This is a genomic window from Collinsella sp. AF14-35, from assembly GCF_003464565.1.
In the GTDB taxonomy this organism is placed as follows: Bacteria; Actinomycetota; Coriobacteriia; order Coriobacteriales; family Coriobacteriaceae; genus Collinsella.
Genome location: NZ_QRZD01000016.1, coordinates 40,012 through 53,183, shown reverse-complemented (window position 1 = coordinate 53,183; position 13,172 = coordinate 40,012). Strand labels below are relative to the sequence as shown.

At 60.4% G+C, this 13,172-nt stretch carries 13 protein-coding genes; 4 read left to right on the top strand and 9 right to left on the bottom strand.

Going from position 1 to position 13,172, the window contains the following annotated elements:
- Nucleotides 1-64: 64 nt before the first annotated feature.
- The 7 genes from DWW12_RS06540 to aspS all read right to left on the bottom strand — a co-directional run bounded on the left by DWW12_RS06540 (nt 65) and on the right by aspS (nt 7,033).
- Nucleotides 65-1,144 carry a substrate-binding domain-containing protein gene (locus tag DWW12_RS06540; protein WP_117803646.1) on the bottom strand — a complete coding sequence of 360 codons (1,080 nt, stop codon included), beginning with the start codon at nt 1,142-1,144 and terminating at the stop codon, nt 65-67.
- A gap of 143 nt (nt 1,145-1,287) precedes the next feature.
- Nucleotides 1,288-1,488: a hypothetical protein gene (locus tag DWW12_RS06535; protein ID WP_035136858.1), complete on the bottom strand. Its 201-nt coding sequence runs from the start codon at nt 1,486-1,488 to the stop codon at nt 1,288-1,290.
- 174 nt (nt 1,489-1,662) lie between these two features.
- Nucleotides 1,663-3,990: a ferrous iron transporter B gene (locus DWW12_RS06530; protein WP_117855516.1), complete on the bottom strand. Its 2,328-nt coding sequence runs from the start codon at nt 3,988-3,990 to the stop codon at nt 1,663-1,665.
- Between the two features lie 123 nt (nt 3,991-4,113).
- A complete protein-coding gene (locus DWW12_RS06525; protein WP_006234774.1) occupies nt 4,114-4,335 on the bottom strand; it encodes a FeoA family protein in 222 nt (73 codons plus the stop codon).
- A 39-nt stretch (nt 4,336-4,374) separates the two neighbouring features.
- Entirely contained in the window at nt 4,375-4,617 is a 243-nt protein-coding gene (locus DWW12_RS06520; RefSeq protein WP_040358815.1) for a FeoA family protein, read from the bottom strand.
- A gap of 236 nt (nt 4,618-4,853) precedes the next feature.
- On the bottom strand, nt 4,854-5,102 hold the full coding sequence (locus DWW12_RS06515; RefSeq protein WP_158564421.1) for an HPr family phosphocarrier protein: 249 nt from the start codon (nt 5,100-5,102) through the stop codon (nt 4,854-4,856).
- Between the two features lie 143 nt (nt 5,103-5,245).
- A complete protein-coding gene (gene aspS, locus DWW12_RS06510) occupies nt 5,246-7,033 on the bottom strand; it encodes an aspartate--tRNA ligase (RefSeq protein ID WP_117855515.1) in 1,788 nt (595 codons plus the stop codon).
- 256 nt (nt 7,034-7,289) lie between these two features.
- Here aspS and serB point away from each other — a divergent pair, with 256 nt between their 5' ends.
- The 4 genes from serB to DWW12_RS06490 all read left to right on the top strand — a co-directional run bounded on the left by serB (nt 7,290) and on the right by DWW12_RS06490 (nt 10,331).
- A complete protein-coding gene (serB, locus tag DWW12_RS06505) occupies nt 7,290-7,925 on the top strand; it encodes a phosphoserine phosphatase SerB (protein WP_117855514.1) in 636 nt (211 codons plus the stop codon).
- Nucleotides 7,926-8,039: 114 nt separating this feature from the next.
- A complete protein-coding gene (gene larB / locus DWW12_RS06500; protein ID WP_117855513.1) occupies nt 8,040-8,822 on the top strand; it encodes a nickel pincer cofactor biosynthesis protein LarB in 783 nt (260 codons plus the stop codon).
- Nucleotides 8,823-8,832: 10 nt separating this feature from the next.
- Nucleotides 8,833-9,789: a LarC family nickel insertion protein gene (locus tag DWW12_RS06495; RefSeq protein WP_117855512.1), complete on the top strand. Its 957-nt coding sequence runs from the start codon at nt 8,833-8,835 to the stop codon at nt 9,787-9,789.
- Nucleotides 9,790-9,791: 2 nt separating this feature from the next.
- The gene (locus tag DWW12_RS06490; protein WP_117855511.1) at nt 9,792-10,331 is read left to right on the top strand and encodes a TetR/AcrR family transcriptional regulator; all 540 of its coding nucleotides are present in this window, start codon (nt 9,792-9,794) and stop codon (nt 10,329-10,331) included.
- Between the two features lie 300 nt (nt 10,332-10,631).
- Here the strand turns inward: DWW12_RS06490 and larD are convergent, their stop codons facing one another.
- Both larD and larA read right to left on the bottom strand, forming a co-directional pair.
- Nucleotides 10,632-11,363, bottom strand: coding sequence for a D/L-lactic acid transporter LarD (gene larD, locus DWW12_RS06485; RefSeq protein ID WP_117855510.1), 732 nt, complete (start codon nt 11,361-11,363; stop codon nt 10,632-10,634).
- Nucleotides 11,364-11,412: 49 nt separating this feature from the next.
- Nucleotides 11,413-12,690 (bottom strand): nickel-dependent lactate racemase, encoded by a 1,278-nt coding sequence (gene larA / locus DWW12_RS06480; protein WP_117855509.1) that lies wholly within the window; start codon nt 12,688-12,690, stop codon nt 11,413-11,415.
- Nucleotides 12,691-13,172 lie beyond the last annotated feature (482 nt).

Here is a 13,172-nt window from a genome sequence, read left to right as displayed (position 1 = left end):
GCGACGGACCTCGGGACGCTCTTACACCACGTCTGCGCGCGCCACCGGGTACCTGACTAAACGGCTAAATTCCCGCAAGCTCGCAGTAGCGGTCGACGTTGCTGGCAAACACCATCTCCACAGCACCCTTCTGCACGGGCTCCGCCGGAGTTTTACCCCACAGCAGATACTCGCCCAAGGTCTTGGCGCCACGGTAGGCCAGGCTCACCGGGTCCTTATAGACAATATTGGTAAAGATGCCACGGCGCAAGGCCAAGGCGCTCTCGGGGAACAGGTCGTTGCCGATTACCATGACCTTGCCGGCCTTGCCGCTTGAAACAAGCGCGTCGGCGACCACCTCGGAACCAACGGCAAAAACGCTACAGATGAGCTCGGGAGCATCCGGCGCACTCAAGCGCTGCTCAAGCTCGCGCTCGAGCTGTTTGACTTGCGCATGGGCGCCGGCAAGGTCCTCAACCTGCCATGGAATATCGTGTTCGCGCAGGTAATTATGAAAGGCGCGGGCGGTCAGGTAGTGTGAATCGGTATAGGGGTCGCCCGCCAACAGGAGCACGCGGGCGTCAGCCCCAGAAGCGTGGACCAGGTTAGCCGCCTGCTCTGCCATAAGGCTGCCCGCCGCGGAATAGTCCGCCAGACTGGCACCCAGGCGATCGAGGTGCGGTCGGTCGCCGTCGACGAGCTCAATCGCCACGCCCGCCTCGGCAATCTGCCTCAAAAGCTCGGTCGCGCGGTCATCGCCCGGAACATAGGCAAGCAGGCCGTCAATCTTCTCGCCCACCTGCAGACGCTCATCAATCTGCTCGAGCGCATCGGCGTAGCCGCCCACGCCAAATTCTACGCGCTCAACCGTAATGCCCTGATCGATGACCTCCTGCTCAAAGCGGTTGCAGCCTTCCCAAAGGTAACGGAAAAAGTACGCCCCCTCGCGCGATGCGCGGGGCAGGCAAAACACCAAGTTGATATCCTTGCGGCGCAGGCTCGAGGCACTCGTATTGCGATGGTAACCCATGGCCTCGGCCTTAGCATTCACCTTGGAGCGCACGGATTCGCTCACGCCGGCTTTACCCGTCAGGGCCTTGTGCACGGTATTGATGGAAACGCCAAGCTCGGCGGCTATGTCCTTCATGGTTACGCGAGCGCTCATGGGGTTACTCCGTTATAGATAAGTTGCCAATTAACAGTACAGGTAACGATACCCCAAAATCACTCTTCAACTCGCCGCGCTCGCCGCCAAATGTGCAAAGCGCCCCGCGAACGGATGCTCGCAGGGCGTCTGGATGACGGACCTTACTTGATACCGCGGCCCAAGTCTTCGGCAATTTTGTCCACGCCCTTAAGTGCGGCGCAGGTTTTTTTGTTGGAACAATGTCCCGTGCAAACGCCGCCCTGAGCGCAGTCGGCGCAGGTGCCCTTGCGATAAATGCGCACGCACACGGCGACAAACGCAATGCCGATAACAGCCAGTACAACAATATCGATAGGTGCCATAGCAAGCCTCCTCTAGTTAACCACCACTTACTTTACCCCATTCTCCACCTGCCAAAAGGGACAGGTATATTTTGGTTGGTTTTATCTGCGGAAACGCCACATCTCCCTCACCAAAAAGCCCGGGTGTCGCTGGGACACCCGGGCTCGTGGAAAGGGGCTGATCCTTATTCGGACTTAAGCGGAAACTGCAGCGGAAGCGGTGTTGGTCTCGTCCTCGTCGGTCCAGGCGTGCTTAGGCATGGGACGGAAGATCTGGAAGAGCATCGCAACCAGCAGAACGATGGCTACAACCGTCCAAATACCAAACTGGCCAAGGACAAGCAGGTTGTAGAACTGGTTGATGAACAGGCCGATGACCCATGCAAAGGCGCACTCGTAACCGATGGCAATCGCGGTCCACTTGCCGGAGTCCATCTGGTTGCGGATGGTGCCCATGGCGGCAAAGCACGGAGCGCACAGCAGGTTGAAGGCGCCAAAGGCAACGCAAGCGCCCATAGTCGGGAACATGCCGGCGAACGCGGTCCACAGGCTCGGGTCGGTCTCGGCGGCGTCGGCAACGGACAGCAGCGAGCCGGCGGTGGCGACGACGTTTTCCTTGGCGACAAGGCCAGAGACAGTCAGCGCGGTGGCCTGCCAGGTGCTAAAGCCGAGCGGGGCGAAGATCCAAGCGACCAGGTTGCCCAGCATGGCGAGCACGGAGTAGTCCATAAACTCCTCGGGGATGCCGTCCATCGCAGGCAGGAAGCCAAAGGAACCGTTGTAGCTACCAAAGTTGGAGAGGAACCAAACCACGACGGTGGACGCGAAGATGACCGTGCCGGCCTTCTTGATAAAGGCCCAGCAGCGCTCCCATACATGCAGCGCCCAAGAGCGGATTGCCGGGAAGTGATAGGCGGGAAGCTCCATAACGAACGGCGTCGGGCGACCGGCGAAGAGCTTGGTCTTCTTGAGCATGAGGCCCGAGGCGATGACGGCAAAGACGCCCAAGAAGTAGAACAGCGGGCTGATCCATGCGGCGGTGGTGGAAGAATCGCCGATGATGGAGCCCATGAGCAGGGCGATGATCGGCAGCTTAGCGCCACAGGGAATGAACGTGGTGGTCATGACCGTCATGCGACGGTCCTTCTCGTTCTCGATGGTCTTGGTGGCCATGACGCCGGGGACGCCGCAGCCCGAGGACACGAGCATGGGGATAAAGGACTTACCGGACAGGCCAAAGCGGCGGAACACGCGGTCCATGATGAAGGCGACGCGAGCCATGTAGCCGCAGTCCTCCAAGAAAGACAGCATCACAAAGAGCAGGAACATCTGCGGGACGAAGCCGAAGATGGCACCCAGGCCGCCGACGATACCGTCACAGACCAGCGAATCGACCAGGCCGCCGTCCTCGGTGCCGCCCGCCACAAGGGCGTCGTGCACCATGGTGGTGATACCCGGGACATAGGGGCCGTACTGTGCCGGGTCGACCGAGTCGGCATTGTCGCCCGCAGCCTCAACAGCTGCGTCATAGGCGTCGCGACCCTGACCGAGCACGTACCAGCCGTCGGTGCCGAAGAGTTGGTCGTTGGTGAAGTCAGTCACCGTGCCGCCCAAGGTAGAGACGGCAATGTAGTACACACAGAACATGATGACCACAAAGATCGGCAGGCCCAGGATACGGTTGGTAACCACGCGGTCGATCTTCTCGGAAGTGCTCATCTTGGCCGGAGCCTTGGTAAGGCACTCGTCGATGATGTGGGCGATCACGCCATAACGCTCGCCGGTGATGATGGACTCAGCGTCGTCGTCGCAATCCTGCTCGCACTGAGCGACCAGCTGCTCCACGCGAGCGGCCTTCTCCTTGGTGAGGTTGATGAGCTTGCAGGCGTCCGCGTCGCGCTCGAACAGCTTGACGGCGTAGTAGCGACGCTTGTTGGCGGGAACGCTCGCCGGCAGATTGTTCTCGATGTGGTCCAGAACGTCCTCGATGGAGGAATCGAACTTGTGCTCCGGCACCTGGCCCTTGGAAGCAGCGGACTTCTTGACCTGCTCGAACAGCTCGTTGATGCCCTTGTTCTTAAGGGCCGAGATCATCATGACCGGGCAGCCGAGCTTCTTGGAGAGCTTGTCCGTGTCGATCTTGTCGCCGTTCTTCTCGACCAGGTCGGCCATGTTGAGGGCAACGACCACGGGCAGGCCGGTCTCGATAACCTGAAGCGCCAGGTACAGGTTGCGCTCGAGGTTGGTGGCGTCGACCACCTGGACGACGACATCGGGCTCGCCGCTCATGAGGTAATCGCGCGAGCACTGCTCCTCGGGGCTGTAGGGGGAAAGCGAGTAGATGCCGGGGAGGTCCGTAATCGTGACGCTCTTGTCGCTCAGGAGCTTGGCTTCCTTTTTCTCAACCGTGACGCCGGGCCAGTTGCCAACGTAGCCGTTGGCGCCGGTGATCAGGTTGAAAAGCGTGGTCTTGCCGCAGTTGGGGTTACCCGCCAGCGCGACATGGATCTGAGAATCCGCCATTCAATCCTTCTTCCTTATGTGCCTGCGCTGCTTTCTCCGCGTAGGCTGGATAATGTGCTTCAAAGATGCTGCATTAAGTTAGAAAAACCTAACTTTATCTGCAGAAATATGCGCCGCGAGTCCTTACTGGACCTCGACGACGGCGGCCTCCTCCTTGCGGATGGAAAGCTCGTAGCCGCGCACGTTGATCTCGACCGGATCACCGAGCGGTGCAACCTTTACGACCTTGAACGAAGTGCCCTTGATGAGCCCCAGGTCCATGAGGTGGCGGCGCAGCGCGCCCTCACCGTGAAGCTTGACGATGGTAGAGCTCTCGCCCACCTTAACGTCACCCAACGTCTTCATTTACTTGTCCCCCTTTCAGTTTTTACAGAATGCTGCGGACTAACCGACGGTCATGATGTGCATGGCAACCTTGGAATCGATGCCAAAGCGAGCGCCCAGCACCGTGACGATGATGTTGGCGCCACTCGAGCTCACCACGTGGATCTCGCTGCCCTCGACAAAGCCGAGGTCCTTGAGGTGGTGCTTCATGTCCTCATTGCCCTTTACACGAGACACGCGCACGGTTTCGCCCGCCTTTACCATCGAAAGCGGCATAGCCGGCATCTGCGGTCCGCAAGACATGAGTGAGCTCCTAACGTCAGTTCGTCCTCAACATCGACGCTGCAAAAGTTAACCACGTCTATGTTCGCTTTAGTAAACTAACACGTGGTTAACTTTTTGGAAAGGGTCCTCATTCAGTTTTCGAAAAAGTTTCCTATACGAAACAAAAGAGGCACCGCAAAGACCATCTCTTTGCGGTGCCTTGTCATACCAATTGATGCAACAAAGGGGCCTGTCCCCTTGTCACATTGTTGAGGTTAGAGCGAGAGGTTTCTGATCGATGTGACGCAGGAGGCCTCATCCACGCCCGAAACGCGGAACACGATGTCTTCGCCACATTCGCCGTAGAGAGCCATGAGCCCCATCACATCGCGGCCGTCGGTATGGCGATCGCCGATGCTGACCGATACGTTGCTACGATGCTTGGCAATGATGTCGTAGAGCAGCGCAACCGGGCGGGCATGCAGTCCCAACGGATCTTTAATCGTCTTTGTAAACTCGACCATGTCCCCTCCCACGACATCGCACATTCGGCCAGCAAACCCAGCCACGTGGTAGTTATTGTACGTTACCGGCGCACCCCCGTCCCACAAAAAACGAGGGAAGGCGCGCGTCCTTCCCTCGTTGCGGGCAATATGTAGCCGCTCGCCTACATCAGGCGCAGGCTGACGTCCTTGAGCTGGGCGCCGGAAACGGCACTCGGAGCACCCGACATGAGGTCGGAGCCGCTGGCCGTCTTGGGGAACGCCATGACGTCGCGGATGGAGTCGGAACCGGTGAGCAGCATGCACACGCGGTCCAGACCCAGAGCGAAACCGCCCATCGGGGGCGCACCAAACTTGAGGGCCTCCATGAGGAAGCCGAACTGCGACTCGGCGCGCTCCTCGGTAAAGCCCAGGAGCTTGAGCATGGACATCTGCATCTCGGCGTTGTGGATACGCATACCGCCGCCGCCGGCCTCAAAGCCGTCCATGACAAAGTCGTAGGTGCAGGAACCGGCTGCCAGCGGGTCGGCCTCGATCTTGGCGATGTCGGTCTCGGTCGGCAGGGTAAAGGGCTGGTGCTCGGCTGCATAGGCCTTGCGGTCCTCGTCCCAGTGGAACAGCGGGAAGTTGACGACCCACAGGAAGTCGTGGCCCTCGCGCTTGATCTCGAGCGCGTTGGCCATGTGGGAACGCATGCCGCCCAGGATCTCGTCAGAGAGCAGGCGCGGGCCGGCGGCGAACATCACAAGGTCGCCGGGCTCGACGCCCATGCGCTCGCGCAGAGCTGCCATCTCCTCGTCCGAGAAGAACTTGACGATGGGGCTGTTGATGGAGCCGTCCTCGCGGAAGGCGATCCATGCCAGGCCCTTGGCGCCAAACGTGGAGGCCACGCCGGCGAGCTTATCGATCTTGGCACGTGCCCAGGCACCGGCGCCCTTGGCGTTGATGGCCTTGACGACGGAGCCCTCCTCGTTTGCGGCAGTCGCAAAGACCTTGAACTTGGAGTTGGCGAAGATGTCGGTCAGGTCGACCAAGTGCATGCCATAGCGGGTATCGGGCTTGTCGGAGCCATAGGTGTCCATGGCCTCCCAGTAGTCCATGCGACGCAGCGGGGTGGGCATCTCGACACCCATGCGGCCGAAGGCGTCGGCCAGGACCTCTTCGAGCGCGCTCATAACGTCGTTCTGGTCCACGAAGGACATCTCGATATCGACCTGGGTGAACTCGGGCTGACGGTCGGCACGCAGGTCCTCATCGCGGAAGCACTTGGCAACCTGGTAGTAGCGCTCGACGCCACCGACCATGAGCAGCTGCTTCAGGAGCTGCGGGGACTGCGGCAGGGCGTAGAAGTTGCCCGGCTGGATGCGGCTGGGGACGATGAAGTCGCGGGCACCCTCGGGCGTGGACTTGAACAGGGAGGGCGTCTCGACCTCCATGAACTCACGGTTGTGCAGCGCCTCGCGAATGGCAAAGGTAAAGTCGGAGCGCAGCTTGAGGTTGGCCATCATCTCGGGACGACGGAGGTCCAGATAGCGATAGCGCAGACGGGTGTCCTCGCTGGTCTCGATGCCGTCCTCGATTTGGAACGGCGGGGTGATGGACGTGTTGAGCACCTCGGCGTGGTCGGTCAGGACCTCGATCTCGCCGGTCGCGAGCTTGGTGTTGGTGGTCTCCTCGCCACGGGCGCGCACGACGCCGTGGATCTTGATGGGCCACTCGGGACGCATGGTCTCGGCGATCTTAAAGGCGTCGCCGTCGGAGTGCTCGGGGTCGAAGGTGAGCTGCGTGATACCCTCGCGGTCGCGAAGGTCGCAGAAGATAAGGCCGCCGTGGTCGCGGCGACGGCTCACCCAACCGGTGAGGGTGACCTCTTCGCCCACGTTCTCGCTGCGAAGCTCGCCGCAGGTACGGGTGTGCATGGAATGCTCGTCGATGGGACGGGTCTGGCTCATACCAGTGATCCTCCTTTATGGATCTGTGCCGCCCCGTGTCGTTCCGGGCGGCGTCGTACAGATTTGCCCGGCCTGCGTAAACCGCGCAGCCAGACATGGCGTTCTATCTTATCGCACCTGTGTCGATGTGCCGCGGAAAAGTAGCTCCTGCCCAAAGACTTGACGGAGACGAAACAATTGACGCGCCGCGGCACCCGTCCGCGCTCGTCACGTGCGACAATGTGCCCCAATACAACTGCACTCGGAAAGGCCCGTCATGACCGCACGCCTCATCGTTATGGATATCGACTCCACGCTCATCAACCAGGAGGTCATCGACCTGTTGGGCGAGGAGGCCGGCGTAGGCGAGCAGGTGGCACAGATCACTGAGCGCGCCATGCGCGGCGAGCTTGACTTTAAGCAGGCGCTCGAGGAGCGCGTGGGGCTGCTTGCCGGCTTGGACGAGAGCGCGTTCGAGCGCACCTTTGAGCGTGTGACGTTTACCCCCGGCGCGCTGGAGCTTGTGCGCTCGGCGCACAGCAAGGGCTGGAAGGTCGGCGTGGTAAGCGGCGGCTTTCACGAGGTCGCCGATAAGATCGTGACCGCCGCGGGCATCGATTTTTGCCTGGCTAACCGCCTGGAGGTCGTGGACGGCAAGCTCACGGGTAAGCTGGCGGCAGACATCGTGACCAAGGAGTCCAAGCTCATCCAGCTGCTGGACTGGGCAGTTGAGTGCGGCGTCGACATGGCCCATACGGTCGCTATTGGCGACGGGGCAAATGACATCCCCATGATCCAGGCCGCAGGCACGGGCATCGCATTTTGCGCCAAGCCCAAGACGCGCGAGGCGGCCCCGTTTGCCATCGACGAGCGCAACCTGATGCTCGCCATGGACATCATCCTGCGCGACTAGTCAATCCATCTAACAATTGAATCAGTCTGTCCTATAGTTTCCGAACAATTTTGTCTTAGTGTTCGGAAACATACCCTTTGAGTGCTAGACTTTGCGCCGTCGAAGGGAACATATATGGATAAGCGAGATCTTGAGCAATTGCTGAGCGATGTTGCCGGCGGAGCAGTCACCCCTGCCGACGCCCTCACGCGCATCCAGACGGCTCCGACCGCCGATTTGGGCTTTGCGCAGCTCGATCTTTCGCGCGGGGTGCGCCAGGGAGCCGGCGAGGTTGTCTACGGGGCCGGTAAAATCGCCGATCAGATTGCCGCCATTATCGAAGCACTGCGCGATGCCGGCCAGGAGCGCATCCTGGTCACGCGCCTGGATGCCGAAAAAGCCGCGCGCACCGCTGAGCTTCTCGGCAACGGCATCGACCTGGGATATGTCCCGGACGCACAGCTCGCCCTCGTGGGCGGCAAGCCCTCCCCTACCGGCAACGGACGCATCGTCGTCGCCTGCGCCGGCACGAGCGACCTGCCCGTCGCCGAGGAAGCCGCGTTGACGGCCGAGTTCTATGGCAACGAGGTCGACCGCCTCTACGACGTAGGTGTCGCCGGCCTGCACCGCCTACTCGCGCATGCCGAGGAGCTTGCTCGGGCGCAGGTGGTCATCGCCATCGCCGGCATGGAGGGCGCACTGGCGAGCGTTGTCGGCGGCCTGGTAAGCTGTCCGGTCATAGCCGTTCCCACCAGCGTGGGTTACGGCGCGAGCTTTGGTGGCGTAGCCGCGCTGCTCGCCATGCTCAACTCCTGCGCCAGCGGCGTTTCGGTCGTCAATATCGACAACGGCTTTGGTGCCGCCTACCAGGCAAGTCTTATCAATCATCTGAGCGCCGGCACGCCCTGCGCCCGTTAAGGAGCATTCCATGTCCAATCATCAGCACACGCTTATCATCGACGGCACCTCGGGCATCAGCGGCGATATGACCGTCGCGGCCCTGCTCGACCTAGGCGCCAGCGAGGAGCACCTGCGCCTGCAGCTCGCCACGCTGCCGGTCGACGGCTTTACGATCGCCGTCACACGCGTAAGCAAGCATGGCATCGACGCCTGCGACTTTGACGTCCAGCTTGCAGAGGAGCTCGAGAACCACGATCACGATATGGCCTGGCTCTACGGCAACGAAGCAGCTGCCGAGCACACGCACGAGCATGAGCACCACCATCATGATCATGGCGAGCACGAACACGAGCACTGCCACGAGCATGACCACGACCACGAGCATGACCACGACCACGAGCATGACCACGACCACGGCCACGACCACGACCACGAGGGCCACCATCACGCCCACCACCATCACCACCGTTCTTTGGCGGACGTCACCGCCATCATCGATGGCTCGCAGCTAAGCGATGGCGCCAAGCGTCGCGCGCTCGCCATTTTTACCGCGCTCGCCGCCGCCGAGGCCAAGGCCCACGGCAAAACGCCCAAGACCGTCATGTTCCACGAGGTGGGCGCCGTCGACTCCATCATCGACGTCTGCTCTGTTGCCATCTGCCTCGATGACCTGGGTATTGAGGACATCGTGGTCGAGTCGCTCTCCGAGGGTCACGGTACCATCCGCTGTGCCCACGGTCTCATGCCCATTCCCGTCCCCGCTGTCGTCAACCTGTGCCAGGCGGGCAATATCGTCCTCACGCCCGCACCAGTCGCCGGCGAGCTTGTGACGCCCACGGGCGCCGCCATCGTCGCCGCACTGCGCACGTCCGAGCACCTGCCGGCCCGCTACCGCATCGAGGCCGTCGGCTACGGCGCCGGTAAGCGCCCCTACGAGGGCTGCTCCGGCACGCTCCGCTGTCTGCTCGTTCACGCGGACGCATAGCCATGGATGCCCGCAAGGCAAAAAGCCGCGCCGCCATCGTCGCGGCGTTCTCCGAACTGCTGCGCGAAGAGGACTACGGCAAGATCACCGTCGGCGACATCATCGCTCACGCCCATGTGGGTCGAGCCACGTTCTACGGTCTCTTCAAGAGCAAGGATGACCTACTGTCCGAACTCGTGAGCGACATCTGCACCCACGCCCTCGACGACGATGGCACACCGCTCGACGACCCACTCGTGCAGGTCGAGCATATCCTCAACAACCTCTGGGAGCGCCGCCAGGGCGTCCGAGCCCTCGTAGCCGGCGCCGGCTCACGCGTCTTCGCCGACTGCTTACGCAAGACCATCATGTCACGGGCAGCCGAAACCGTCCCTACCGACCCAAACGGCCCCGCCGCCACCATGGACCGAAGCTTCCTACTACACCACATAGCCTCAAGCTTCGTAGGAATGGTCCAATGGTGGGCCTGGCACAACTTCCAAGCCCCAAAAGAGGACGTAGCCAAAGACTACCTATCAGCCATTAAGCCCCTCTTCAACTAAATAAGAAGCTCATCCCAAAGCATCGCCCCAACCCAGGGCGCCACGCATCCCAAAGTGTCAACAACAGCTCAACGCCCCTATCAGCAACAAGCCCCTCCCATCCAAATACAGATATATGTTGGGTTGCTTGCTCGAGCGCAGCAAAGATCCCGCAGCTGGCCGCATGGGGTAACTTCCCAGCGCATTCCGCAGGACGCAAAAAGGCTCGCCGCACGAAGTGCACAGCGAGCCTTTTTGCATGTCCGAGGACGCGCTGGGAAGTTACCCCATGCGGCCAGCGGACAACTATGTAGCCTTCGACTAGAACATGCCCAAGAAGCCATGCACAAACAGCGCGGCCACAATAGCACCGACAAACGGAGCGATGCCAGGAACGAGCAGGCCGTACTTCCAGTTGTTGTCAGCCTTGTTCTTAATCGGCAGCACCTGATAAGCCATGCGAGGACCAAGGTCACGAGCCTGGTTCATGGCGAAGCCAGTGATGCCGCCCATGCCCATGCCAACAGCCCAAACGATCAGGCCGACGCAGATTGCGAGCATCAAAACGTTCTCGCCGGCGCGGCTAGCGGCAGCAAGGATGGCGCTGATGAACACAAAGGTGCAGATAGCCTCGCAGAAGAAGTTACGAGCATAGTTCGTGCCCTCGGTGGTGGGGTTGGTCGAGAAGATGTTGCGCTGGGCAATGGGGTCGACGACGCCCTCGGAAGCCTTGAACTCATCGGCATACATAAACCAAGCGATCACGGCACCCACAAAGCCGCCGAGCATATCGGCAATCATGAAGGGGATGCAGTTGCCCCACGGCACCAGACCGACGATGCACTGGGCAAGCACCATAGCGGGGTTCATGCACACGGCGCCGCCAAAGACAAACAGGCAGACCGAGATGCCAAAAGACCAGGTGGTGATGGCAAACATATGGCCAGAGCCCTGATACTTGGTGCCTTTGAGCACGGTATCGCAGTGAACGCCCACGCCAAAGACGATCATGAGGGCCGTCGCGCCGAATTCGCAGAGGAGTTTGGTAAGCATAAAACCTTATCTTTCTTGTCGGTTATAAACGATTCGTTTAAGCCGCACACTAGTGCTGCGCGACGACAACGCCCAGGCCATCGGGAATGACGGCCACCTTGGCATCGACACCCTTCATCTCAAAGGCGAGCTTGAGCGCCTCCTCGAGGGTGTTGACCGGCGTCATGTGCATATCCTTGAGCATCTGGTGATCGCACAGGTCGGTGACCATGATCACAGGGTGATGCGCCAGGATACGGGCGAAAATCTGGCTCGTCCACTGGTCAGGCAGGGTCTCGTCCTTAGGACGGTCGATGCAGGCGCGCTCAAACTCCGCCGGATCGTTGTCGGCGATGTTGTGATAGAAGCCCTCGCCACCGTGACCGTCGGCACAACCGGCGACATCGATGATCACGCCGCCCTCGGGAAGCGTGGCCTCGGCAGCGCACATGCCCTTCACAGCCTGATAGATGTTCTGATCGAGGGGGTAGCCGCCGTTAGTGGTAATGGCGATCTCGCACTCGACGGGCTCAACGCCGGCAAGGCTCTTCACGAACTCGCAGCCAGCCTCGTGCGCCTTGTGGATGTCGCCGGCAAAGGAGCCAATGACCTCGTGCTTGCCGTTGAGCACCACGTTGAGCACAAAGGCAAGGTGAGCCATCTCGGCGGCGGCAAACATGTCCTCGCTCACGTGGTTGTGGCACAGGTTGCCGGCACGCGAGTGGGAATCGTTCACAAACTGACCGTTGTGGTTGTACATGATGGTCTTGTAGCTGGCGATGCCAGGCAGGACGGACTTGCGGCTACCAGAGAAACCGGCAAAGAAGTGCGGCTCAATAAAGCCCTCGGCAAGCAGCAGATCGCAATCGGCAGCGATCTTGTTGATGATGCACTCGCCACCAGAAGGCAGGGTGCCGATCTTTTTCATCATGCTGTCGTCAGTCGCGACATGCATAACGATTTCCTCTTTGGCGACGATGTCCTCGCCATACTTGTTGACGAGCTCCTCGTGCGTCGACGGACGGTGCATACCCGTAGCAACCAGAATACGCACACGAGCCTCGGGCGCAGCGGCATGAATGTGATGCAGCAGAATAGGCATCGTCACACGCGAGGGAACGGGGCGCGTATGATCGGAGCTAATAATGACGATATCCTTTTTGCCAGCACAAAGCTCCTCGAGCGAAGGTGAGCCATAAGGGTTGGCAAGCGACTCCTCTACCAGCTCTTCCTGCGATTTCGTAGTCTTAAACTCGTTTTGATGACCTTCCATCACACCCGCGAAGTTCTTGTCCTCGAGCTCCAGATGTAACGTCTTGTGGTCAAACGGTAGTTCACATTCAAACATTGACGAGCGCCCTCTTCCTTTCAACTGACACACTAGTCAAACCGTTGGAAGGATACGCCGCTCACCGAAAAACACCACCGTCCACCGACTCATTAACACAACGTTCATATTTGACCCACAACAAAACGGCCGCGATCCCAAACAGGACCGCGGCCGCTACAGTCGTAAATCGAGAAGCGCGCCTTTCTTCCCTTCAGCCCGTAATCCGCCGAAGACCGAGGACGAAGGGACCCGATGGGTTTCCCTCTGAATGCATTCCGCAGCACGAAGCCCCATCAAAGTGCGCGAAGCGCGCTATCTTTCCCCAGCAGTAATCCGCCGAAGACCGGACATCGTAGGGCCCGCCATTAGTTTACTTTTAGGCACACTCCGCAGGACGCAAGAAGCCCTCGCCGCACAAAGTGCGCAGCGAGGGCTTCTTGCATGTCCGAGGACGTGCCTAAAAGTAAGCTGATGGCGGGCCCGGACGACTACAGGGCTAT